17 protein-coding genes are annotated in these 22,557 nt (G+C 59.9%); 9 read left to right on the top strand and 8 right to left on the bottom strand.

All coding sequences use genetic code 11. From position 1 onward, the window contains the following. Nucleotides 1-57: 57 nt before the first annotated feature. The 4 genes from lacA to ABCN01_RS05555 all read left to right on the top strand — a co-directional run bounded on the left by lacA (nucleotide 58) and on the right by ABCN01_RS05555 (nucleotide 3,067). Complete coding sequence (lacA, locus tag ABCN01_RS05570; protein ID WP_006234830.1) at nucleotides 58-486, top strand: galactose-6-phosphate isomerase subunit LacA; 429 nt, start codon at nucleotides 58-60, stop codon at nucleotides 484-486. A 63-nt stretch (nucleotides 487-549) separates the two neighbouring features. Then, nucleotides 550-1,074, top strand: a complete 525-nt coding sequence (gene lacB / locus ABCN01_RS05565) for a galactose-6-phosphate isomerase subunit LacB (protein ID WP_117583544.1) — start codon at nucleotides 550-552, stop codon at nucleotides 1,072-1,074. 119 nt (nucleotides 1,075-1,193) lie between these two features. Next, complete coding sequence (locus ABCN01_RS05560) at nucleotides 1,194-2,075, top strand: aldose 1-epimerase family protein (RefSeq protein ID WP_342996048.1); 882 nt, start codon at nucleotides 1,194-1,196, stop codon at nucleotides 2,073-2,075. 56 nt (nucleotides 2,076-2,131) lie between these two features. Further along, nucleotides 2,132-3,067, top strand: coding sequence for a hexose kinase (locus tag ABCN01_RS05555; protein ID WP_342996046.1), 936 nt, complete (start codon nucleotides 2,132-2,134; stop codon nucleotides 3,065-3,067). 108 nt (nucleotides 3,068-3,175) lie between these two features. Here the strand turns inward: ABCN01_RS05555 and ABCN01_RS05550 are convergent, their stop codons facing one another. Together ABCN01_RS05550 and ABCN01_RS05545 are read right to left on the bottom strand one after the other, a co-directional pair. Next, nucleotides 3,176-4,804, bottom strand: coding sequence for a UDP-glucose--hexose-1-phosphate uridylyltransferase (locus tag ABCN01_RS05550; RefSeq protein WP_425458728.1), 1,629 nt, complete (start codon nucleotides 4,802-4,804; stop codon nucleotides 3,176-3,178). Next, entirely contained in the window at nucleotides 4,795-6,000 is a 1,206-nt protein-coding gene (locus ABCN01_RS05545) for a galactokinase (RefSeq protein WP_342996045.1), read from the bottom strand. The genes ABCN01_RS05550 and ABCN01_RS05545 overlap by 10 nt, the downstream gene beginning before the upstream one ends. A 383-nt stretch (nucleotides 6,001-6,383) precedes the next feature. Between ABCN01_RS05545 and ABCN01_RS05540 the strand changes: the two genes are divergently transcribed. Beyond that, the gene (locus ABCN01_RS05540; RefSeq protein ID WP_342996130.1) at nucleotides 6,384-7,370 is read left to right on the top strand and encodes a LacI family DNA-binding transcriptional regulator; all 987 of its coding nucleotides are present in this window, start codon (nucleotides 6,384-6,386) and stop codon (nucleotides 7,368-7,370) included. Nucleotides 7,371-7,499: 129 nt separating this feature from the next. Beyond that, complete coding sequence (locus ABCN01_RS05535) at nucleotides 7,500-8,660, top strand: FprA family A-type flavoprotein (RefSeq protein WP_342996044.1); 1,161 nt, start codon at nucleotides 7,500-7,502, stop codon at nucleotides 8,658-8,660. A gap of 74 nt (nucleotides 8,661-8,734) precedes the next feature. Here ABCN01_RS05535 and ABCN01_RS05530 read toward each other — a convergent pair whose 3' ends face one another. After that, nucleotides 8,735-9,538, bottom strand: a complete 804-nt coding sequence (locus ABCN01_RS05530) for a DeoR/GlpR family DNA-binding transcription regulator (protein ID WP_342996043.1) — start codon at nucleotides 9,536-9,538, stop codon at nucleotides 8,735-8,737. A 334-nt stretch (nucleotides 9,539-9,872) separates the two neighbouring features. Here ABCN01_RS05530 and ABCN01_RS05525 point away from each other — a divergent pair, with 334 nt between their 5' ends. After that, nucleotides 9,873-10,730 carry a class II fructose-bisphosphate aldolase gene (locus tag ABCN01_RS05525; protein WP_022095149.1) on the top strand — a complete coding sequence of 286 codons (858 nt, stop codon included), beginning with the start codon at nucleotides 9,873-9,875 and terminating at the stop codon, nucleotides 10,728-10,730. A 710-nt stretch (nucleotides 10,731-11,440) separates the two neighbouring features. Here ABCN01_RS05525 and vsr read toward each other — a convergent pair. Continuing rightward, nucleotides 11,441-12,430, bottom strand: a complete 990-nt coding sequence (gene vsr / locus ABCN01_RS05520) for a DNA mismatch endonuclease Vsr (protein ID WP_342996042.1) — start codon at nucleotides 12,428-12,430, stop codon at nucleotides 11,441-11,443. A gap of 148 nt (nucleotides 12,431-12,578) precedes the next feature. Here vsr and ABCN01_RS05515 point away from each other — a divergent pair, with 148 nt between their 5' ends. Continuing rightward, entirely contained in the window at nucleotides 12,579-13,364 is a 786-nt protein-coding gene (locus ABCN01_RS05515) for an ABC transporter ATP-binding protein (protein WP_342996041.1), read from the top strand. Then, a complete protein-coding gene (locus ABCN01_RS05510) occupies nucleotides 13,354-15,591 on the top strand; it encodes an FtsX-like permease family protein (protein ID WP_342996040.1) in 2,238 nt (745 codons plus the stop codon). Before ABCN01_RS05515 ends, ABCN01_RS05510 begins: the two co-directional genes overlap by 11 nt. Before the next feature lie 618 nt (nucleotides 15,592-16,209). On the opposite strand, the gene ABCN01_RS05505 is transcribed toward ABCN01_RS05510, so the two are convergent. The 4 genes from ABCN01_RS05505 to ABCN01_RS05490 form a co-directional block, all read right to left on the bottom strand. Continuing rightward, complete coding sequence (locus ABCN01_RS05505) at nucleotides 16,210-17,241, bottom strand: 3-deoxy-7-phosphoheptulonate synthase (protein WP_342996039.1); 1,032 nt, start codon at nucleotides 17,239-17,241, stop codon at nucleotides 16,210-16,212. Between the two features lie 578 nt (nucleotides 17,242-17,819). Next, complete coding sequence (locus tag ABCN01_RS05500; RefSeq protein ID WP_342996038.1) at nucleotides 17,820-19,667, bottom strand: ABC transporter ATP-binding protein; 1,848 nt, start codon at nucleotides 19,665-19,667, stop codon at nucleotides 17,820-17,822. Continuing rightward, a complete protein-coding gene (locus ABCN01_RS05495; protein ID WP_342996037.1) occupies nucleotides 19,667-22,033 on the bottom strand; it encodes an ABC transporter ATP-binding protein in 2,367 nt (788 codons plus the stop codon). Before ABCN01_RS05495 ends, ABCN01_RS05500 begins: the two co-directional genes overlap by 1 nt. After that, nucleotides 22,030-22,479: a MarR family winged helix-turn-helix transcriptional regulator gene (locus ABCN01_RS05490; protein ID WP_050766108.1), complete on the bottom strand. Its 450-nt coding sequence runs from the start codon at nucleotides 22,477-22,479 to the stop codon at nucleotides 22,030-22,032. The genes ABCN01_RS05495 and ABCN01_RS05490 overlap by 4 nt, the downstream gene beginning before the upstream one ends. Between the last annotated feature and the right edge of the window lie 78 nt (nucleotides 22,480-22,557).

The raw sequence follows: 22,557 nt of genomic DNA, 5'->3' as shown, positions 1-22,557 counted from the left end.
CGATTCAACACTTCCAAACAGAAACTACGCACCTGCGTATCTCTCAAGGAGGATGTCATGAGGGTTGTAATCGCTTCCGATGCCGACGGTATGTCGATGAAGGAGTCCATCAAGGAGATGCTCATCGCCGACGGTCACGAGGTCGTCGACTATTCCGAGACCCCTGCCGCGGACTTTGTCGATTCCGCGACCGCCGTTGCCAAGGACCTGCTGGAGCACAAGGATTCCCAGGGCTTCGCATTCGATAAGTACGGCGTCGGCTCCTATATGGCCGCCGTCAAGATTAAGGGCATGGTCGTCGCCAACATTTCTGACGAGCGTTCCGCCTACATGACCCGCGAGCACAACGGCTCGCGCATGGTCACCATGGGCCCGGGCGTTGTGGGCACCGAGGTCGCCAAGAAGATCGCCCGCGAGTTCCTGCGCGCGCAGTACGCCGGCGGCCGTCACCAGATCCGTGTCGACATGCTCAACAAGATGGCCTAACGAGAGCCACCGAGAACTCGAACTTCTACCTCAACTTGTGAATTCAGACGAAAGGACGTTCTGATGAAGAAGACCATCGCAATCGGTTGCGACCATATCGTTACGGACGAGAAGATCTATCTGGCCGACCGCTTGGAGCAGGCTGGCTACAAGGTGCTCGACTGCGGCACCTACAGCCACACCCGTACGCACTATCCCATCTACGGTAAGGCCGTGGGCGAGGCCGTTGCCAGCGGCAAGGCCGACTTTGGCGTGGCCCTGTGCGGCACCGGCATCGGCATCACCAACGCCGTCAACAAGGTTCCCGGCGCCCGCTGCGCTCTGGTTCGCGACATGACCTCTGCCCTGTATGCCCGTCGCGAGCTCAACGCTAACATCGTGGGCTTTGGCGGCAAGATCACCGGCGAGTTCCTGATGGCCGACATCATGCTTGCCTTCCTGGAGGAGCCCTACGACAAGACCCCCGAGCACGATGCCCTGATTGCCAAGATTGATGCCTGCAATAAGGCCGACGCCGAGGCTCAGGCCGACCCGCACTTCTTTGACGAGTTCCTGGAGAAGTGGGACCGCGGCGAATACCATGACTAGCGGGTATCCGGCGTAATTAACTAGTCCGTTGACGGCTCGCGTTTCTGTGAGGGGGCGCGGGCCGGTTTTCTATCAGCCCTATTGACTTGGCGGGCTGTCGTAAGAAAGGGAAGGCTCCTATGGAGTTTGTTCTTGATAACGGTTCTATCCGCGTAGCACTGAGCACGGCGGGCGGGTCGTTCACTTCTATTGCGGCCAACGGCCGTGAGTACCTGTGGCAGGGTGACCCGGCGGTCTGGTCGGGCCAGGCACCCATTTGTTTCCCGATCTGCGGCGGCCTTCGTGACGGTCGCGCAATGACCATGGGCGGCCGCGAGGTCAAGCTTGCCCGTCACGGCTTTGCTCGCAAACAGGAGTGGAAGCTCGAGGAGCAGGGCGACAACATGGTCGCGCTGAGCCTAAGCTCTGCCGACCATGCCGAGTTGCTCGAGCAGTACCCGTATCCGTTTAAGATCGTTGCTCGTTACACGATCGATTCGGAAAAGGTGGCGGTGTCGTACGAGGTGACCAATGAGGGCACCGAGGACATGCCGTTCTTTGTGGGCGGTCACCCTGGCTTTAAGTGCCCGCTCGACGAGGGCGAGTCCTATGACGACTACGAGCTCCGTTTTGAGCAGCGTGAGGCCGCCGAGCTCTGTACTGCCGTTCCCTCGACGGGCCTGATTGATGTTGAGCATCGCAGCAAGAACCCGATGGTTGGCCATGACCTGCCGCTGACCCACGAACTCTTTGACTTCGCGGAGACCATCTTTGACGTGCTCGAGAGCCGCGTGGTTACGCTGACCAAGAAGACCGAGGACAAGGGCGTGCGCCTGACGTTCCCCGATATGCCGTACCTGATTGTGTGGAGCAAGCCCGAGGGTGACTTTGTGGCCGTGGAACCGTGGGGCGGCCTGTCCACCTGCTCCGACGAGGACGATATTCTGGAGCACAAGCGCGGCTGCCTGGTGGCCAAGCCGGGGGAGACCGTTACCCGCGGCTTTGAGATCGAGATCCTTTAACGAGCTATCGTATGTTTGGGGCCGCGCGTGTCGTGCCCCGGAAACAGGAGTTCAATATGATTCTGACCGTTACCATGAACCCGTCGATTGATACGCGCTATCAGCTCGACAAGTTGATCATCGACGACGTGAACCGCGTGACGCCCGAAAAGACCGCTGGCGGCAAGGGCCTCAACGTGAGCCGCGTGCTGCTGCAGCTGGGCGACGACGTGCTCGCGACCGGTCTGCTCGGCGGCCACATGGGTGCCTATATGGCCGAGCTCATGGATGCCGATGGCGTCAAGAACGACTTTGTGCCCATCGCCGGTGAGACGCGCATTTGCCTGAATATTCTGCACGAGGGTAATCAGACCGAGCTGCTGGAGAGCGGCCCGCAGATCGCCCCGGCCGAGCTCGAGGCCTTTACGGCCAAGTTTGCCGAGCTTGCAGCGAAGGCGGACGTTGTGACGCTTTCGGGCTCGCTGCCGCGTGGCGTCGATGCCGGCTACTATGCCGAGCTCGTCAAGATCGCCGAGGAGGCGGGCGCCAAGGTGCTGCTCGATACCTCGGGTGCATCGCTGGAGGCCGCGCTGGAGTCCGACGCTAAGCCTGAGCTCGTAAAGCCCAACCTGACCGAGATTAACGGACTGCTGGGTACGTCCTTTACGACCGATGATGTCGATGCCCTGCGCGAGGCGCTTACCGCCGATGACCGTTTTGCCGGTATCCCCTGGGTTGTCGTTTCGATGGGCGCTGCCGGTTCGGTTGGCTTCCATGAGGGTCGCGCGTTCCGCGCCAAGACGCCCGCGATTGCGGCTGTGAACGCAACGGGTTCCGGCGACTCGACCATCGCCGGCTTTGCACATGCCATTGCTGCTGGCGCCGACGACGTCACGGTGCTCAAGACCGCCAATACCTGCGGCAAGCTCAACGCCATGGATCCCAAGACCGGCCACCTGGTCATGGACCGCTGGGACGAGATCTACAACAGCGTTGTCGTGACCGAACTCTAGGAGTCGCGACACCGAACACTTAAAAACGGCGCCCGTCGGCGATGTTGCCGGCGGGCGCCGTTGTCTTGAAGACGAAATGATTCGTTTTCCTTCGTCCCCAAGGGATCATTACAGCGAATCGATAAAGCGCTGTTGGGCGGCGCGTCCCGCCTCGTCCCACTTAAAGACGCCGGCGTTGTCGAGCACGTGGCCAAACACCACGCCGACCTCCTCGTGCAGGATATCGATGGCGTTATCCGCCGTAAGCTCATCGGCGCAGTGGGCATAGACATCCTCGGCCCACGCGGCATGGCTGCGGCAAAGATCATCGCCTTCGAGCGCACCGGCAAGGTCGTAGCTGGCATCGGCCTTGGCTGCCAGCAGATGCTCGCGGACAGCGCCAAGCTCGGGAACCAGGCGCGGCGGCAGAATTGCCAGGCCCATGACCTCGATCAGGCCGATGTTCTCCTTTTTAATGTGGTGGTACTCGGCATGCGGGTGGAATACGCCCAGCGGATGCTCGTCAGTCGTGATGTTGCAGCGAAGCGCAAGGTAGGCCTCGTAGATCTCGCCGCCGGCGTTGCCGCGAGAGTCGACGCGGCGGATGACGGGCGTCACGGTGTTGTGCGCCACGCCGTCGGCTGTGTGCGCGATGACGCCCACCGACTCATCGGTCCACTCGCGCCAGGCAAGGATAATCTTCTCGGCGGCGTCGAGCAGCTGGGCGCGGTCGTGCGAGCGCAGTCGCAGCACCGAAAGCGGCCACTGCAGCACGGTGCCGCTGACCTGGTCAAATCCGGGCACGCTAAACTGCGAGACTTCGGTGGCATGCATCATGGGGAACTCGTGCGCGCCACCCTGGAAGTGGTCGTGCGACAGAATCGAGCCGCCCACGATGGGCAGGTCGGCGTTGGAGCCAATAAAGTAGTGCGGGAACAGGTCGACAAAGTCGAGCAGGCAGGTCAGTCCCTTACGGTCGACGTGCATCGGGCGATGCTCGGAGCTCATGGCAATGCAGTGCTCGTTAAAATACGCATACGGGCTGTACTGGAAGCCCCAGCGCTCGCCGTCGAGTTGAATGGGGATAACGCGCAGGTTCTGGCGAGCGGGATGGGCGCCGCCGTCGGCTGCGGCGGAACGTCCAGGGTAGCCCTCGTTCTCGATGCACAGCTGGCAGGCGGGATACTTCTCGCCCGTGTTCTTTGCGGCGCCGGCTGCGGCAATGTCGCGCGGGTCCTTCTCGGGCTTCGACAGATTGATAGTGATCTCCAGGTCGCCCCAGTTGGTGGAAGTGCTCCATTTGATGTTGCGCGCGATGGCGGCGCGGCGCACGTAGCCGGCGTCGCAGCACAGGCCGTAGAACCAGTCGGTCGCGGCGCGGGGCTCGTTGACGCCCATGCGGCCGTTGAATTCCTCGTTTACAACCGAAGGCCTCGGCATCAGCGCGCCCATGATGCGCATGGCGATGCGGTCGCGGCCCGACGCCGTGTCCTCGGCGGCGCCGTTGGCAACGGCGGCCTCGGCAAGCGCGGCGAGCGTGCCCTCCAGGTCAAAGTCGGGCAGGGTATCGGGGTGCAAGAGCGAAATCTTCTCGGTCTTGAGCGCCCAAGCCATGTCGAGTGCGGGGCCCGTGGCGCCGATGCACTCGAGAATGGTGTTATACGCCCAGATGCGATCGTCCTGGCCGATCATCGATCGGTGGATAGCGTACTCGATCAGGTTCTGCGCGGCCTCGCGCGCGTCAGTCATTACAGCCATGCCGCGTAAGCCCCCTTGTCAGAAATTGCGTAGTGGCGGGCAGAGCCCTCGCCCAGCCAGCCGTTCATCTTGGTGATAAAGGTGTCGACCAGGTCGAGCGGCACGAAGGCCTGGATGGTGCCACCAAAGCCGCCACCGTGGATACGGACGGCGCCACGGCCGTCGAGCACGTGCTCGGCCAGTGCCAGGGCATACATCGAGGGCTGCTCGGAGCCCAGCTTGGCAACGACATTCTGCAGGTACATGGCAGAGCTGGCGCCGGACTCGCGCGTCAGGACTAGGAACTGGTCGATGTCGCCGGCGTTCAGGGCCGCCCAGCGCTTATCGACCAGGCCGTTCTCGTACCAGTAGTGAACGGCGCGCAGGCAGGCACGGTCGCCCAGCTTGGCGCGCAGCTCGGGGAGCTTGGCGTCAAAGTCCGCCACGTTTACCTCGCACAGGCGTGCCTTGCCAAACTCGGCAGCGACGTCCTGCATCTCGCGCGGAACGGCGGCGTAGTCGTCGGTAGCTGCCACATGGTCGGCGCCAACCTTAACGAGCACGAGCGCATAACCGTGATCCTCAAAATTGAGCTCGAGCTTCTGGGTTTTAGGCTGAGCCTGGTCCTCAAAGTCCATGTAGGCAAGGCCGCCCAGGCACACAGCGGCCTGGTCCATCAGACCGCAGGGCTTGCCGTAATAGTTGTTCTCGGTGCGCTGGCTCATCTGGGCGAGTGCGACGGGCTCGATGGCAGGTGCGCCCCAGAGCGTCTCCATGGCACGACCGTACGCGGCCTCGACGGCGGCAGAGCTGGAAAGGCCGCCACCCGAGGGGACGGAGCAAGTGAAGGCGAAGTCGAAGCCGTGGGGCTCAACACCAAGCGCTGCGATTTCGTGGGCCATGCCGCGGACGAGGCTCGCGGACGTGCCCTTCTCGGACTCCTGAACGTCTAGCGTGTCGAGCGCGATCTCAAACGTGGGATAGCCCTCGTCGGCAACGCGAACCTTGTTGGTGTCGGTCGCCACGGCAATGCCGTCGACAGCGACATCGAGCGAGCCGGCGATGACGTGGCCGCCCTCGTGGTCGGTGTGGTTGCCACTGATCTCGGAGCGGCCGGGCGCGTGCACATAGAGCACCTGGCGATCGCCGATGGGCCCAAACTCCTCCTCAAACAGCTTGGTGAGCGTGGCGAGTGTCTTTTCGTCGGGGGTGGTCATCGGAGTCCTTTCCTTGGCGCGTACGGGTAAGTTTTGCGTCGTTATGAGTACGTTAACAACTTGAAGCGGCATGAACCAAGTGTTCACGATGCCGCACGTTACGGGCTATGTTAACGTACTCATAACACAACTCTTGTCACTTTTTGAGAATCTGGTAATCGGTAGAAATTCAGCCGTGAACGGTATTGCCGTATGGATTTATAAAGCAGAAGAGATGCGGATTGAAAAAGTAGAGTACGTTAACATGCGTCCGACGATAGCGGGCCTCGGCGCGGGCTAAACTCCTGCCCGGGCCGGCATTCACGCTATTCAGATCTCGCAAGGGTGAAGGTGATCCTGTGGCAAGGCGCCCGTCCAACGATACAGGTACGCGTCCGGTCTCCATGGCCGACGTCGCCCGCGCTGCTGGCGTTTCGCAGCAGACGGTTTCGCGCGTCGCCAACGGCTTGCCCAACGTTAACGAGCAGACACGCCAGCGCGTGCAGGCCGCTATGCAAGAGCTCGGCTTTCGTCCGAGTTATGCCGGTCGCTCGCTGCGTGACGGCCGTTACCATTCGGTCGGCCTGTGCGTCAACGATGTCACCAAGTTTGGCAACCTCTCAATGATCGATGGCATCGCCAGCGCTGCTCGCGAGCATAATTGCGCCATCACACTGGTCGAGATGTCCAAGACCGAGGAGTTTTCGCTTGCCGAGGCTACGCGTCGTATGGCCGCATTGCCGGTGGACGGCATCATCATCGGCATGAGTCGCATGGCGCCCGATTTTGAGACGTTTGATCCACTGCCGGGCATTGGCACGGTCATCGTTACCATGTACGCGCACCCGCGGGTGACCACGGTCGACTCCGATCATTACGGCTGCTCGCTATTGCTTATGGATCACCTGTTTGAGCTGGGGCACGATCAGATTCGCTATATTGGCGGCCCGTCGTTCTCGGTCGACGAACAATTTCGTCGCGCCGGTTGGCAGGATGCACTCGAGCGTAAACACATCGAGCCGGCAGAGCCGCTCGAGGGCGACTGGTCTGCCAACAGCGGCTACGAGGCCGGCAGGTACCTGGCCGAGCACGACCGCACCATGACGGCGATTTACGCGGCAAACGATCAGATGGCAAATGGCGCGATTGCCGCGCTGCGTGATAGTGGTCTGCGCGTGCCCGAGGACGTAAGTGTGGTGGGCGTCGACGATTCGCTCGATGATTTTGTAGCGCATAACGAGCTTACGACCGTTCGATTCGACTTGCATCAACGTGGACGCGAGGTATTCGAGCATGCGGTTCCCGAGGCGGGTACGGCGGGCAAAACCGTTGCCATCCGTATTCCCGGCCAGCTCATTATTCGACATAGCACGGCAATACTGCGCGCATAGTTTGTGCAGGTCAACGGCGGTATATTCCACCTCAATAACAATCGATAAGGATGCTGGCAGATAGCCGTGTCTATGAAGACGAGTGTTATGATAGACGGGTTCTTTTGTCTATCTAGGAGGCTTTGCCTGATGGAGATCACCAAGGATATCCGCTACATCGGTGTCGACGATCACGACATTGACCTGTTCGAGGGCCAGTACGATGTGTCCGAGAACGGTATGGCATACAACAGCTATGTTATCTTGGGCGACAAGATCGCTGTCGCCGATTCGGTCGACGGCGGTTTTGTTGACGAGTGGCTCGGCAACCTCGAGGCCGTGCTCGATGGCCGTACGCCCGACTACCTGGTCGTCCATCACATGGAGCCCGATCACTCCGCCGGTATCGCTGCCTTTATGGAGCGCTATCCCCAGGCGCAGATCGTGGCCAGCATGGGTGCCTTCCGCATGATGGTCAACTACTTTGGCACCGACTACCCCGAGCGCAAGATGGTCGTCAAAGAGGGCGACGTGCTCGACCTGGGCGGCCACAGCCTGACCTTTATCGGCGCCCCCAACGTTCACTGGCCCGAGGTGATCTTCTCCTACGAGTCCACCGACAAGGTGCTCTTTAGTGCCGACGGCTTTGGCAAGTTTGGCGCCAACGACATCGAGGATCCCGAGGGGTGGGCTTGCGAGGCTCGCCGCTACTACTTTGGCATCGTCGGTAAGTTCGGCAAGTTCGTGCAGGCCGTGCTCAAGAAGGCCGCCGACCTGGACATTCAGATTATCTGCCCGCTCCACGGCCCCGTGCTGACCGAGAACCTGGGCTACTACCTCGACACCTATAACATCTGGTCGAGCTATCAGCCCGAAGACGAGGGCATCACGATCGCCTATGCGAGCGTGTATGGCCATCTGAAGGCTGCCGTCGAGGAGCTCGCATCTGCGCTCGAGGCTCGCGGCCAGAGGGTCTCCGTCTTTGACCTGGCTCGCGACGACATGGCCGAGGCCGTTGAGGATGCGTTCCGCTACGACCGTCTGGTGCTCGCCTCCATTACCTATCAGGGCGAGATCTTCCCGTGCATGAGCACCTTTATCCACACGCTCGCCGAGCATGCCTACCAGAACCGCACCGTGGCGCTTGTCGAGTCCGGTTCCTGGGCGCCCGCAGCTGCCAAGGTTATGACCAAGGAGCTCGAGGGCATGAAGGACATCACCCTGACGCAGAACAAGGTGACTGTCCTGGGTTCGCTCAACGACGCCTCGCGCGCTCAGATCGAGGCCCTCGCCGACGAGCTGTCCAAGTAGCGACACGTTCACTTTTGACGCTCAACCATCACAACCACCACAAAGGGGACAGGCACCTTTGTGGTGGTTTTTGTTTAAGCGCCGGCGATGACGAGATTTGGGCGGGCGTCGTCGACGATTTCGTCGATTGAGGTGGCGACGGCATCGTCGGGATCACGGTCCATCACGATGGCGTCGACGTCGGCAAGCTCGGCAAAACGGTACATGCCGCGTCCGTTGACCTTGCTGGCGTCCATGAGGGCGACGCTTTGATGGGCTCCGGCGATCATAGCCGTTTTGGTCTCAGCCATCTGGGGAAAGTCGGTCGTAAAGCCGCAGCCGGGAACAAAAGTGCCAGGGCACATGACGGCAAGATCGGCGTGGACCATTTGGAGCGCCTGCATGGTAAGTGGACCGTACAGATAGCGATGACCTTTGCGCAGCGCCCCGCCCAGCATGACGACGTCGACCGAGGGCATGCTCTCGTCGATGTAATCGGCAATGGTAATGTCGGCCGTGATGACGGTGATGCCGTTGCGCTGGTCGAGGAGCCGGACAAACTCGAGCGCGGTGGTGCCTGAGTCGACGAGCAGCGTGTCGCCGTCATTGACGAGCTCGATAGCGCTTTGTGCGATGGCCTGCTTGGCGGCGACGTTGACATTGATGCGGCGATCCTGCGTGGAGACGGTCAGGCGCTTGTGAAGCGATACGGCGCCACCATGCGTGCGGCGCAGCTTGCCTGCTTCGGCGAGCGCGTCCAGGTCGGCGCGGGCTGTGACGGAGGACACGCCAAAGGTATGGGCGATTTCTGCTACCTGCACCGAGGCATTATGCTCGAGCATTTCCATAATGGCGGTACGGCGTTCGTCGGCAAAAGCGCGGCTGGTAGCTTGGGCCATGTTTGCTCCATTCTCGGCTAAATTTGCAGGAATTGTGTTGACTCTATTTTCGTTCATTTTCTTTTTGAGTAAGAAAACACCTTTCGATTACTTATCTTTTCTATAAAAGAAAGACGCTGAACGCACAAAATTCAATATCGAACACGCCCACTCGGCTCCAATTCCTTCCGTTTACTTTTCAAAAACGACGGTATTGACCTGCATGGGCTCAATATCTCGCACGTGCAAAGCCACTGAATTTCATACAATGAGCGCAGAAAAACGCAAGGTAAAACGCCTTGTGAACAACTACGCCCGATGTCCAGATGCGGGCGAGGGAGAGGAGCAAACGCTCATGGCACTTGTTACCACCGAAAAGATGCTCAAGGACGCTCAGGCTGGCCACTACGCCGTCGGCGCGTTCAACGTCGAGAACCTCGAGTTTGTTATGGCCGTTCTGGCCGCTGCCGAGGAGACCAAGTCCCCCGTCATCATGCAGACCACCCCGGGCACCATCAAGACCGCTGGCCTGGATTACTTCTACGGCATGGTCAAGGCTGCCGCCGAGCGCGCTTCCGTGCCCGTCGCCCTGCACCTCGATCACGGCGATGGCTATGACCGCTGCATGCAGGCTTTCCGCACGGGCTACACCTCCGTTATGATCGACGGCTCGCACGAGTCCTTCGAGGACAACATCGCCCTGACCAAGTCCGTCGCCGACGCTGGCCGCGCCATGGGCGTGCCCGTCGAGGCTGAGCTCGGCAAGGTTGGCGGCAAGGAGGACGACGGTCCTGCGGTTGAGGGCGAGAGCCCTTACACCGATCCTGCTGAGGCCAAGGAGTTCGTCGAGCGCACTGGCTGCACCTCGCTGGCCATTGGCGTTGGCACCAGCCACGGTGTGTACACGAGCGATCCGCACATCGAGCAGTCCGTGGTCAAGGCCATCCGCGACGCCGTCGACGTGCCGCTGGTTCTGCACGGCACCTCCGGTGTGCCCGATGAGCAGGTCGCCGAGGCTGTGAAGAACGGCATCTGCAAGGTTAACTACGCCACCGAGCTGCGTCAGGCCTACACCAAGGGCTTCATGGCCTACATGGCCGAGAACCCTGCCTGCTTCGATCCCAAGAAGCCGGCCAAGGAGGGTATGCGTGAGATCACCGAGCTGGTTAAGATCCGCATGACCAACCTCAACTCTGTGGGCAAAGCAGAGTAACAGCAAGGGTACTCTGATCCCACCGGACGGCTTGGGCGGGTCCCCGTACTTAGTTTCCAAAACGTCCTCGCGCATGAAGGCCCCCGTTGCCTCGCTTCTACGAAGCGTTGGCAACGGGGGCCTTCGCGCTGCGGAATGATTTTGGAAACTAAGTACGGGGACCCGCCCAAGCCGTCCTGCTCGATCGCCCTTGTGGCGTTAGGGCGGAAATGGATGGGGCGTTAGGGCTTCTTTGCTGATGGGGGATTAGTATGCCCGGGCTTGGTTGGGGAATGCCTGGTCTAGTGAGGCTTGGAGTTTTTCGAAGGATGTCTGTAGGTTGAGGTGTTGGTCTGCAGAGCGTTTGGGTTTTGTGGTGGGGGAGTCGAGGAGGCCGTTTCTCTGTGTCGGGGGGAAGGAGAAAAGGTCTGCATGTTTTAGGGATGGCTGCTGTGCTGCGTCATTGGAAGAATGCATGCTTATGCGGCCTCCTCGATGTCCACCAAAAGGTTGCGCACGGGGTGTGCTGCTAGGTCCCGTGCGTTGGCAGTATTATGCCGCGGCTGTTGCAAAGAAGCGCTAAAGAAAGGCTTAATCAGGTTTGATGTAACCATGAAACCGCAGGTCAAAGCTATTGCATAACACTCTTGAAAGGTTGGGGGCTTAAGGGCTTTCTAAGGTTTGTGGCGCGGATGTGGCTCGCCTGTGTGGGGCGTGTGGACGGCGCGTTCCTAGCGCCGCGGCTTTGCGGCCCGCACCTGCTCTATGACCTTTTCCATGGTGGCATCGATGCGGTCCTTTTTGAGTTCGCATTCCCAGATGGTTATGGGTGTCCAACCCATTTGAGTGAGTGCTGCCACGGCAGCGTGGTCGCGCTCGACGTTGCGACGGAACTTTGCCTCCCAAAACTCAACGTTGCGCTTGGGCTGGCTCGGGTTGCACTTGGGGCAGCGGTGCCAAAAGCAACCGTTGACGAAGATGGCGATCTTGCGCCCGGGGAAGGCAATGTCGGGCTTGCCGGGAACCTTCCATTCCAAGCGATAGCCCGTAAAGCCTGCTGCCCGCAGGCGCTGGCGAACGAGCAGCTCGGGCTTGGTGTTGGCGCGCTTGTTGCCCTTCATGGACTTTTTGATGGCGGCGCGACGGCGGACCAGTTCGCGCTCGTCAGCGGAGAGGTCCGAGGTATCGATGCCGTCGAGCAGGCCGGGCTTGGGACGCTTCTTGCTGCGGCGCTTAGGTGCGCGCTTGGGCTTGGTGGCGGGCTCGTCGGTCGCGGTGGCCTCGGCGTTGTTGGCAGTGCCGTTGGCCTCGAGCCGGTCTTCCTTCAGCTCAATCAGGGCGTCAATGAGCTCCTTGTCGGCGGGCATCCACTCAACGGTGGCAAGCGAGGTGCGTGGAATCCAGCGGATATCGAGCTGGCGGTCGTGCTTCTGAGGCCCATCGGATTCATCGGCGAGCGAGCAGTAGTAACACTCCATCGAGAGATGGAAATCGGGGTAGTCGTACTCAACGGTATAGAAATCGCGCAGGTTGGTGACTTTTACCTGCAGCTCTTCCATGAGCTCGCGGCGCACGGCGTCTTCGGGTGTCTCGCCGCGCATGAGCTTGCCACCGGGGAACTCCCAAAGTCCCTGCATGTCGCCGTAGCCGCGCTGCACGGCAAGCAGCTCGTCAGATCCTTCCTTGCGAATGATCCCAGCAGCAACATGAACAGTCTTCAACAGGAGTCCTCTCTCAACATCAACACGTGGCAGGGTAGCTACCCGTACCTTACACAACGGTAAGGCAAGCGTAAGCCATATCGATGGTAGCCGACTCGTCTTCTTGCGACTATAGATGCCGTAGACTAATTGCAAGAAAGGACTCGGTATGCAAACCACGCACATGGCGACCCCGGTACTGGAGGTCGCGCATCTCGAAAAGGTATACGGAGCGCTAGGCAACGTGACCCGCGCGCTCAACGACGTCAGCTTTACCGTCAACCGCGGTGAATTCGTTGGCATCATGGGCGCTTCGGGCTCGGGCAAGTCGACGTTGCTCAACTGCGTGTCGACCATCGATAGCGCCACGAGCGGCACCATCCGCATCAACGGGCAGGACGTTACGCGCATGAAGCAGGCCAAGCTCTCGCAGTTCCGCCGCGAGGAGCTTGGCTTTATCTTCCAGGACTCCAACCTGCTCGATACGCTCACGGCACGCGAGAATATCGCCCTGCCGCTCACCATCGCCCGCACAAACTCGGCAGAGATCTCAACCCGCGTGCAGGATGTGGCAGCGCGCCTCTCCATCAGTCAGGTGCTCGACAAGTATCCCTACCAGATGTCCGGCGGTCAGCAGCAGCGCGTTGCCGCGGCTCGCGCGCTCGTCACCGACCCCACTATGGTTATGGCCGACGAGCCCACCGGCGCCCTCGATTCCAAGAGCGCTCGCCTGCTGCTCGAGAGCCTGGAGGCCCTCAATCGCCGCCTGCGCGCCACCGTGCTCATGGTCACGCATGACAGCTTTGCTGCCAGCTACACGAGCCGTGTGTTGTTTATCCGCGACGGCAAGATCTTCACCGAGCTGCGCCGCGGCGACACCGACCGCCGGGAGTTTTTCGACCGCATTATGGAGGTCGTTGCCATGATGGGCGGTGAGGGCTCCGATGCTCTGTAAACTCGCTTGGGGCAACGTCCGCCGTGCCGGCCGCGACTACCTCGTCTACCTTTTGACGCTCACCCTGGGCGTCACGGTCTTCTATGCCTTTAACACCATCTCGATGCAGGTTGACATCGCCGGAATCGATGAAAAGGGCTTGGCGCAGGTAATGGGCAGCATGCTCGGCGACCTGACGTACTTTTTGGCCGGTGTTATGGCCTTTTTGATGGTGTATGCCAATAACTTCATCATGAAACGCCGCAAAAAGGAGTTTGGCCTGTACCAGGTGCTCGGCATGGGGCGCGGGCGCGTCGCCACGATCATGGCGCTCGAGACCGTGATAGTATCGGTCGTGGCCTTTGTCGTCGGCATTGTGCTGGGTGTGGGACTCTCCCAGCTCATGACATTCTTTACGGCCTCGCTCTTTAAGACACAGATCGCCAATTTCCACTTCTTTTTCTCGGTGCATGCGTTCAACCTGACCCTTGCCTGCATGCTCGTAATGTTTGTGCTCACGCTACTGCTGAACCTTCGTGCCGTGCGTCGTACCAAACTCATCGAGCTTATGGGTGCCGAGCGTCGCAACGAGAGCATCAAGACACGCAACCCCTGGATCGCGATTGCCATCTTTGCCGTAGGCGTGGTGCTTGTGGGCGTGGCCTATTACCGTCTGCTACGTGATGGGTTCCCGCTAACCGCGACGGACAGCAAGCTGCAAGAGGCCATGAGCCAGTTTGGCATTACAACCGCTATGGTTACCGTGGGTACCTTTGCACTGTTCTGGGGACTCTCGGGCATTCTTATCAAGCTGCTGCAGAGCCTGCGCAGCGTGTATTGGCGCGGCCTCAATATGTTTACCGTGCGCCAGCTTGCGGCCAAGGTTAATACGGTGTGCTTTTCGATGGGTGTCATCGCGATGCTCCTGTTTTTGGCCATCACCTCGGTGACGTGCGGTATGTCGATTGCCAATGTGATGAACGAAAACCTGGAGCGCTATAACCCTGTTGACGTGTCACAGACGTATGTCTATTACACGCCCGATACGCTCGACTACTACAAAGAGTACATCAATCCGTCTGAAGCCGATCGCATGGTGCTGGCCGATAGTACGGTCGATTTGTACCCCGCATGGCACGGCGATCGTATCGATCACGATAACGTTGCAGACGGTATTAAGGGCAAGTCGGCGGACAACAACGACGAGACCGGCAAGAAGGTCAATATCGCCGATGTTGCCGGTGAGCATGTGCAGATCGATTCGTATCTGAGTTACCCGCTTGGCGGCTCGGATCCTTCGGTGACCCCAAGTGAGATGTGCAAGACCATGGGCGAAAAGCTTCCCAAGGCGTTCGGGGGTAGCAATGCCGACATGACAGGCCTGTCTGTGACGCCGGCAAGTCAGTACAACAAACTGCGCCAGATGATGGGCAAGGAGCCGGTGCACATCGGTCACGACCAGTATCTGCTCACGTGTGATATGGGCGGCGAGCTGGTCGACCTGTACACCAAGTATATGGCTGGCGGCCATACCCTTACCTTGGGCGGGCATACGCTCAAGCCCGCAACCGATAAGTCGGACGAAGATACGGCGGCCATCGCCAACTCGGCGATGGGCAGTAATGGGGGTACCGTCGTCGTTGCCGACGAGCTGTTGTCCCAACTTAATCTGCAGCCGTATTCCAGTAGTCTGCTCGTTAACTACAAACAGGGGATGGATACGACCGAGGCAGACGAGAGTATTAAATACACTGTGCTCGACAATCTGCTCGTTGACGGCAAGGAGCCGGGGTCGTGGGGAACCTTCATCACACGCTCCGAGATGTACGCGCAAGCAGCGCAAATGAACGGTCTTATTAGCTACCTAGCCATCTACATCGGCTTTGTATTGGTCGTTGCATGCGCGGCGATTCTGTCGATTCAGCAACTCTCCAACGTGGCCGACGGCAGCCGCAGCTATCGTGTGCTGGCGCAGATTGGCTGTGACGACCGCCAGATTCGCCATTCGGTGATGGCACAGCAAGCGGTATTCTTCCTGTTCCCGCTGGCAGTGGGCCTGGCGCACTCCTTTGTGGCACTCAAGGTGATCATCGAGCTGGTGAGCATTTTCGGAAATATGAGCATCGGCGGCACCGTGGGCCTCACCTGTGCGATTTTCCTGGCAGCATACGGTGGCTACTTCCTGGTGACCTACCTCATGAGCACCGGCATGGTGCGAGCCGCCATCGCTACCCGCTACAGCGAGTAACAAGCGGGCAAAACCGTCGCAAAATTAGAGGCGTATGACCGCCGCGAAGGGACCAGGGGCCCTTTCGCGGCGGTTTTTGCCAATCTGGTGCGTCTCAGATACAAGTGAGTAGACTTTTTTGAACCTGCCGAGCACATCGCGACAAATGATCGATGAAACCGCAGGTTAGAGCTGTGGCGTTTTAGGGCGTGCTCGGCCTTCTGCAAAAAGCCTACTCACTTGGTTTTTCTGCTAGAAGACCGCCACGAGGGAAGGCAACTCCCTTACGTCGGTTTGGACGTTTGCCCAGATAAAACCTGCCAAAATAAACCTGTCCCTTTTTGGCAGGTGGTTTCAGCTGAACGGCGGGCGGTGCGGCTTGTAGTCATTGGGGACGTTCTTAAACGACTAGTCAAACAAGAACGTCCCCAACGATTACCCAAAAGGAGCGTCTCCAAGTGCCAGCTCTGGCAACGACGCAGGTAGAAAAACGTCAGCGAAAACCCGCCAGAGCGAGCAAGGTGCCTTGAAGCGAGGCGGCATTGACCTTTTGGTCATGCCGTCGAAGCTGAAAGGCAGATTGCCGCTCTGGCGGGTTTGCAGCGTCGAGCCGTTACGCGGTTTGGTAAAACCGCGTAACTAAATCCGCTCCGCGATCTCGTGGATGAGGTAGTCGGTCTTTTCCCAGCCCAGGCACGGGTCGGTGATCGATTTACCAAAGACACCGCCATCGACTGGCTGGTTGCCGTCCTCAAGGTAGGACTCGATCATAAAGCCCTTGACCAGCTTGGAGATGGACTCGTTACGGCGGCAGCTGTCGAGCACCTCCTTGCAAATGCGATACTGCTCCAGCGGACGCTTGCCCGAGTTGTCGTGGTTGCAGTCGATGACCGCTGCCGGATTGGCATAGCCGGCATGCTCGGTATAGCGTTCGGCCAGGCGTTCCAGGTGTTCGTAGTGGTAGTTGGGGTAGGTGCGCCCATCGAGACCGATGTAGCCACGCATAACGGCGTGTGCGAGCGGGTTGCCGTCGCACTCGACCTCCCAGTTGCGGAAGATGAAGCTCTGGTGCGCCTGGGCGGCGTAAATTGAGTTGAGCATAACGGTGGTAGAGCCGGCAGTGGGATTCTTCATGCCGACGGGTACCGAAATGCCGCTCGACACCAGACGGTGCTCCTGGTTCTCTACCGAGCGTGCGCCCACGGCGACATAGCTCAGCAGGTCAACGAGGTATTGGTAGTTGGACGGATAGAGCATCTCGTCGGCGGTGAAGAAGCCCGTTTCCTCAATAACGCGCAGGTGCATATGGCGGATGGCCTTGACGCCCTCGAGCAGGTCGTCGGGAGCCTCGGGGTTGGGGTTGTGCAGAAGACCCTTGTAACCGGTGCCCTTGGTGCGCGGCTTATTGGTGTAGACGCGCGGAATGATGATGAGCTTGTCCTTGACCTCTTCGGCGGTCTTGGCCAGTCGGTTCATATACTCGAGCACCGAATCCTCGCGGTCGGCAGAGCACGGGCCGATGATGAGCACCTTACGTGCGTCCTCGCCGGTAAAGACCTTGGCGACCTCGGAGTCGAATGCCTGTTTCTTAGCGGTAAGCTCGGCGGAAAGCGGCATTTCCTCGCGGATCTCCATGGGGATCGGCAGCCTGCGTTTGAATTCCATGGCCATAGGGGCCTCCTCAATCTATAGAAAGAGCAATAAGCGTATTCTCGAATGCTCGGCATTATCCGCTGTCGCACGCTAAAGTGCAAGCCCTTGCCACCCCGAAACCTGCCAAAAGGGACAGGTTTATTTTGGCAGGTTTTATATGGGGGAACGTCGGCGGATACCGGGAGGGAGTGGCGTCGCGCGGGACCCTAAGGCTATTGTCGGTTCCCCAGGAAACACCCTGTGGGCAAAAAATGCCAAATATGAGTACGGTTGCTAGCTTAGTAGCATATTGCCTTCGCAAAATAATAGACATAACAGCAAAATATGTTCATTAACGCAAACACATATAAGTCCGCTATAGGGCTGTTTGATCAATTTAGGGACGCGTGTAAGCCGTGAAAACGGCATTTGGGGCTGTTTTGGCTGTTACTAAAAGGGTAACAGTACTCATATTTGCCATTTTTTGCCCACGGGGCCTCGAAGGGGCTGTCAATCAGGTCCCAGGGGAGGCGGTTTGAGGGCCGCAGAGCAAAAACGGGGGCGCAGGTTGTCCTGCGCCCCCGTTCTCGGGCGTTATTCGTTCCCCGCGGCAGAATTTACGCCGCCTCGTCGAACTGCGAGTTGTACAGATCGGCGTAGAAGCCGCCCTGGGCGAGCAACTCGTCGTGCGTGCCCTTCTCGACGATATCGCCGTCGCGAATTACCAAGATCACGTCGGCGTTGCGGATCGTGGACAGGCGGTGCGCGATAACAAAGCTGGTACGGCCCTGCATCAGCGCATCCATGGCACGCTGAATAAGCTCCTCGGTACGAGTGTCAACGTTGGAGGTTGCCTCGTCCAGAATTAGCGCCGGGCGGTCGGCCAAAATGGCACGGGCAATGGTCACGAGCTGGCGCTGGCCCTGCGACAGGTTGGTGCCTTCCTCGTTGATCATAAAGTCGTAGCCGCCGGCGAGCGTATGGATAAAGTGATCGCAGCGTGCGGCGCGTGCAGCGGCTTCGACCTCGGCATCGCTTGCATCGGGGCGTCCGTAGCGGATGTTCTCGCGGATGGTGCCGTTAAACAGCCAGGTATCCTGTAGCACCATGGCAAACTCGCCGCGCAGCGCCGCGCGGTCCCAGTCGCGCACGTCGACACCCTCGACGCGCAGCGAACCGCCGTCCACATCGTAGAAGCGCTGCAGCAGCTTAATGAGCGTGGTCTTGCCGGCGCCGGTAGGACCGACGATGGCGATGGTCTGGCCGGGCTGCGCCTCGCAGCTAAAGTCGTGGATGATGGTCTTGTCGGGCGTATAGCCAAACTTGACGTGATCAAACTCCACATGGCCGGGGCGCTTTTCGGGAATCTGCGCGTCGGCTTTCTGCTCCTCCTCGGGCGCGGCCAGGAACTCAAAGACGCGCTCGGTGGCGGCTGCCATCGACTGCATCGTGTTGCTCACGTTGCCCAGTTGCTGCACGGGCTGCGTAAAGTTGCGAACGTACTGGATAAAGCTCTGGATGTCGCCGGGCGTGGCGTTGCCGGTCAGTGCGAGCTGTGCGCCCACCACGACAACGCCCACGTAGCCCATGTTACCCACCAGGCTCATAAGCGGCATCATCAGGCCCGACAGGAACTGCGAGCGCCAGCCACTAATAAAGAGGCGGTCGTTTTGACGGTCGAACTCCTCGATCGAGGCCTCGGCGCGGTCGAACACCTGAATGACGTTCTGGCCGGCAAAGTCCTCCTCGATAATACCGTTGACGGTGCCCAGGACCTGCTGTTGCTCGCGGAAGTACGGCTGCGAGAAGTGAATCATCACGGTCAGGATAATCGCGGCGGCCGGCAGCGTGAGCACGGTGACGCCGGTAAGCGGTAGACTGATCGAAAGCATCATGACGAGCACGCCGATAATCTGCGTCACCGACGTGATGAGCTGTGTCACGCTCTGGTTGAGCGACTGACCCAGCGTATCGACGTCGTTGGTGATGCGGCTGAGCACGTCGCCCTTGCTGTGTCCGTTAAAGTAGCTCATTGGCACGACGGCGATCTTGGCGGCGATCTCCTTGCGCATGCGATAACAAATCTTTTGCGTGACGCCGGTCATGAGCCAGCCCTGGATCAGGCTGCAAACAGAGCTTGCCAGATACAGGCAGAGCAAAAAGCCGAGCGTCTTGGCGATCCAGTCAAAGTCAACGTCGCCGGTGCCGTTGACCTTGGCGACCAGGCCCTCGAACAGCTTGGTCGTAACCTGGCCGAGCACCTTGGGTCCCACAATGTTAAAGATGACCGAGCACACGGCAAAGGCGACGGCGGCAAACACGGCAATCTTGTGCTGGCCGATATAGCCGAGCAGCTGCCTCATGGTGCCCTTAAAGTCCTTGGCCTTTTCGCCGCGACGCATGCGGCCCATGGGACCACGCTGACGGGTGGGCTTGGGAATCTGAGTCTTGGTCTCGTCTGCCATCAGCGCTCGCCTCCTTCCATGACGGCTGCAATTTCTTCTTGGGTAAGCCCCAGCTCCTCGGCGGAGAGCTGCGACTGTGCGATCTCCAGGTACGCCGGGCAGCTGCGCAGCAGCTCCTCGTGCGTGCCGGTGCCCACTACGTGGCCGTCGTCGAGCACGATGATTTGATCGGCGTGCATGATGGTCGCGATGCGCTGGGCCACGACCACGAGTGCGGCGTCGGTAACGTTTTTGGCCAGCTCTTCGCGCAGACGCGCGTCGGTCTTGTAGTCGAGGGCGCTAAACGAGTCATCGAACACCACGACCTCGGGCTTTTTGGCCAACGCGCGGGCGATGGCCAGACGCTGGCGCTGACCGCCCGAAACATTGGAACCGCCCTGGCTGATGGGGGAGTCGTAGCCGCCCTCGCGCTCGGCGATAAAGTCCTCGGCCTGGGCGATGCGTGCCGCCCGGTGCATGTCATCATCGCTCACCATGTCGCCGGCAAACTTGAGGTTGCTCTCGACGGTGCCCGAGAACAGGCGACCCTGCTGCGGGATGTAACCAATGCGGCGGCGAAGCTCGGAAAGGGTCATGTCGCGCACGTCGATGCCGTCGAGCGAAATACTGCCGCCCGTGACGTCGTATAAGCGCGGAATCAGTTGCACGAGCGTGGATTTGCCCGAGCCCGTGGAGCCAATGATGCCGAGCATCTGACCGGCATGCGTGGTGAAGTTCACGCCGCTGATGACGTCGGCGCGGGCATCGGGATACTGGAAGCTCACGTCACGGAAGGTGAGCTCGCCGCGCGGCGCGCTGGCAGCGGGCAGTTTGGGCGAGGTGGGGTCGTTGATGCTCGTGGGGCAGGTGATGACCTCTTCCACGCGCTCGGCTGCGACCTCGGCGCGGGGCAGGATGATCGAAACCATGGTGAGGATCATAAACGCCATGACGATCTGCATGGTGTAGGAGATAAACGCCATCATGTTGCCGACCTGCATCACGCCGTCGGACACGCCCTGCGCGCCAAACCAGACGATAAGCACGGTGATGCAGTTCATGACCAGCATCATGAGCGGCATCATAAAGCTCATGGCGCGGTTGGTGTAGAGCTGCGTGGTCATCAGGTCGAGCGAAGCCTTGTCAAAACGCTCGAGCTCATGCTCCTCGCGGTTGAACGAGCGGATGGGCATAAGGCCGTCGAGCAGCTCGCGGGCGGTAAGGTTCACGCGGTCCACGTAACTTTGCATCTTTTTGAACTTGGGCATGGTGAGGCCCATGAGCACGCCGACGACGGCCGAGACCGCGATGATGGCAACGGCGATGGTCCACTCCAGGCCGGTATGGTTGGCCAGGACGCGCATGACGGCGACGATGCCCATGACGGGGGCCATCAGACACATGCGGATAAACAGAGTTGCGGCCATCTGGATCTGCTGAATGTCGTTGGTGCAGCGGGTGATGAGCGAGGCCTGGCTAAACTTGCCCACCTCGGCCGGCGAGAAGTGCATAACCTTGTTGAAGGTCTCGCGGCGCAGGTCGCGGGCGATGGAGCAGGCGGTGCGCGAAGCCACGGCACCGGTCAGGATGGTGGCGACGAGCGACACGAGGCACAGTCCAAACATCGTGGTCGCCATGCGGCTCAGGTAGGCGTTCTGCACGTCGGCGGGGTCGATGCCCTGCGCCTTGTACTCGTCCTGTACATAGCTCACGGCGCGCTGGGTGACGATGGAGCCCGACATGGAGCCCATTTTGTCCGCCATTTGGTTGGCGCCCTCGACGAGCTTGCTTTGGTCTACCAGACCGCCCTCGACACCCAGGCGCAGGCTCTTCATAGTGATCTTACCGCCGTCGGCATCAATCTGCTTTTGCATGTTCTGCGCCGCCGCGGCCTTCTGCTGCATCTCGGCGAGCTGCTCGGGCGTCATCGCTGCCATTTGCTCGGGGGTGGGCATGGCCTGGGCGCCGCTGTTGTCTTTCTCACTGGACGTGCCCATCATGTCACCCATGGAGTTGGCGTCAATACCCTGGTTGAGCGAAAGGACGACGGTCTCGGGCAGACTCATGATATCGGCGAGCTTGCTGCCGTCGGCGCGCTCATCCTCGGTTCCCTTGTACGTGCGAATCCCGTTTTTGTCTGCCTTGCCAAACGCAGCTTCTACCGTCTTGGCGTCCTTGGCGCTCATAAAGAGTTCGAGGTCGTCGAGCGATTCGGCGCGGATGGTGTCGGGTACGGGCGACGCGATGCCGCCTTGCTGCACACCCACGTCGACGATGTCGCTCATATAGGTAGGCAGCGCCAGATCGGCGTTGCAGCTGATTACGATAAGTACGATAGCTGCGAATAGTGCCAGGACATGCTTTTTAAAGAGCTTGAGAATCCTCACTCGGCATCTCTCCTTTCTTGATTGCGGTCGATAATTTCGTTGGCACGTCTAAGAAGGCGCACCATCTCTTGGGTATCTGTTTCGCCAAGCTGCTCGAGGAAGGCCGCGGTGCGGTCCTCGAATTCCCGACGTTTGATTTCGATAACCTGGAATCCTTTGTCGGTCACCGTGACGTGTACGCGACGACGGTCGGTCTTTGAGTGCTCGCGCTCGACCCAGCCCTTGGCCTCGAGGGCGCGCAGGATATTGGCGATGCGGGCGCTCGAGACCCAGGCACGATCGGCGAGTTCGCTCGGCGTGAGCGAGCCGCCGGCGCGCATGAGGGCGCGCATGACGGCCATCTCGCCACCCAGAGCCTGGTCGGCAAAGCGCGAAACGCGCTGGTGCATGCTGCCAAACTCGGTAAAGAGCTGACGCCCAAGCTCATGGAAATCGGTATCTTCCACCGAAAACCCCTAACACTAGAAACTATTTTCGGTGGAAGATGATACCCCCATACGCGGGCCTCATACAGTGGGCAATAT

The organism is Collinsella aerofaciens (assembly GCF_039062365.1).
Lineage (GTDB): Bacteria > Actinomycetota > Coriobacteriia > Coriobacteriales > Coriobacteriaceae > Collinsella.
This window is presented reverse-complemented; position numbering and strand designations above follow the sequence as displayed.

Bases quoted from the DNA above. Each gene is read 5' to 3' on its own strand.
- lacA (WP_006234830.1), top strand. From the start codon at position 58: ATGAGGGTTGTAATCGCTTCCGATGCCGACGGTATGTCGATGAAGGAG.
- lacB (WP_117583544.1), top strand. From the start codon at position 550: ATGAAGAAGACCATCGCAATCGGTTGCGACCATATCGTTACGGACGAG.
- ABCN01_RS05560 (WP_342996048.1), top strand. From the start codon at position 1,194: ATGGAGTTTGTTCTTGATAACGGTTCTATCCGCGTAGCACTGAGCACG.
- ABCN01_RS05555 (WP_342996046.1), top strand. From the start codon at position 2,132: ATGATTCTGACCGTTACCATGAACCCGTCGATTGATACGCGCTATCAG.
- ABCN01_RS05550 (WP_425458728.1), bottom strand. From the start codon at position 4,804: ATGGCTGTAATGACTGACGCGCGCGAGGCCGCGCAGAACCTGATCGAG.
- ABCN01_RS05545 (WP_342996045.1), bottom strand. From the start codon at position 6,000: ATGACCACCCCCGACGAAAAGACACTCGCCACGCTCACCAAGCTGTTT.
- ABCN01_RS05540 (WP_342996130.1), top strand. From the start codon at position 6,384: ATGGCCGACGTCGCCCGCGCTGCTGGCGTTTCGCAGCAGACGGTTTCG.
- ABCN01_RS05535 (WP_342996044.1), top strand. From the start codon at position 7,500: ATGGAGATCACCAAGGATATCCGCTACATCGGTGTCGACGATCACGAC.
- ABCN01_RS05530 (WP_342996043.1), bottom strand. From the start codon at position 9,538: ATGGCCCAAGCTACCAGCCGCGCTTTTGCCGACGAACGCCGTACCGCC.
- ABCN01_RS05525 (WP_022095149.1), top strand. From the start codon at position 9,873: ATGGCACTTGTTACCACCGAAAAGATGCTCAAGGACGCTCAGGCTGGC.
- ABCN01_RS05515 (WP_342996041.1), top strand. From the start codon at position 12,579: ATGCAAACCACGCACATGGCGACCCCGGTACTGGAGGTCGCGCATCTC.
- ABCN01_RS05510 (WP_342996040.1), top strand. From the start codon at position 13,354: ATGCTCTGTAAACTCGCTTGGGGCAACGTCCGCCGTGCCGGCCGCGAC.
- ABCN01_RS05505 (WP_342996039.1), bottom strand. From the start codon at position 17,241: ATGGCCATGGAATTCAAACGCAGGCTGCCGATCCCCATGGAGATCCGC.
- ABCN01_RS05500 (WP_342996038.1), bottom strand. From the start codon at position 19,667: ATGGCAGACGAGACCAAGACTCAGATTCCCAAGCCCACCCGTCAGCGT.